The sequence below is a fragment of the Shewanella hafniensis genome (assembly GCF_019655335.1).
In the GTDB taxonomy this organism is placed as follows: Bacteria; Pseudomonadota; Gammaproteobacteria; order Enterobacterales; family Shewanellaceae; genus Shewanella; species Shewanella hafniensis.
On record NZ_BPFD01000186.1, the window covers coordinates 1 to 976 of the forward strand.

Sequence of the window (976 nt, forward strand, 5' to 3'; positions counted from 1 at the left end):
TATTTTTTGCATTAAGGTGTGCGCCGCTAGGAGAGCAGGTTCGTTTAAATAAAAAATTTAAATGGATATTAATGATAATGGAATAAGCAATGCTGAGATTGTTTCTTCGTTATGTTCATCTTTTACTCCTAGCTTATAATCATATAAGGGAATACTTTGATGAAAAAAATTACCGCGCTTGCAATATTATTAGGTTTCGTAAGTGTTAATGCCGCTGCTGCACAAGATAACTCATTTCAGCATGAAGCAGGCCTAAAATATAGCGCAAATTCTGAAGAGTTCAGCGATGGTCTGTGGAACGCGAATTATCGTTACTACATTAGCCCAGTTGACCAAACTAAAGGTCCTTATGCGCTTAATGGATTTTTAGCTCAAACGTCTAATGTTGGTGTTAATTACAGCAATTATGATGAATCAGATTTAGATGCCGTTGGTGTTGATGGCACTTATGTATTTGCTTCTAAATGGTTTATTGCTGCTAACTATCAACGTTCTGAAATCGGCAGTTTTGACTGGAACACTTACGGTGCAGAAGTCGGTTATTACTTCAACGATAGCTCTGCAGTATCTGCTTTCTATAACGATGGCAGCGATAGCATCGAAGAATCATACGGTTTAAAAGTGCGTAGCTTTATTGCACTGCAATCAACCACTGGTGTTGATTTGAGCGCAAACTGGACACATCAAGATTCTGACGACACATTCAATTTAGGCGCTGATTGGTATGTGACTAAATCATGGTCTGTTGGTCTAGGTTATACTGATGATGGTCATGATGATACTTTAGTATTAAAAACCGCTTATTGGTTACGTCTATCTGATAGCTTCTCTGCAAACTTTGAGTTAGCTAGAGAATTAGATTCCGATGCTGATGGTGTATTTATTGGTTTAGGTCTGACTGGTCGTTTCTAATTTAATATTCGTAACGTTTTTTTAATATAAAGGTAACAAGTTAATGTGACCTTTATTATTTTAC

General features: G+C 36.8%; 1 protein-coding gene. It reads left to right on the top strand.

Annotated features, from left to right (window positions below; all coding sequences use genetic code 11):
• Positions 1 to 159: 159 nt before the first annotated feature.
• Positions 160 to 912, top strand: coding sequence for a putative porin (locus K5Q99_RS21815; protein ID WP_220778121.1), 753 nt, complete (start codon positions 160 to 162; stop codon positions 910 to 912).
• Positions 913 to 976 lie beyond the last annotated feature (64 nt).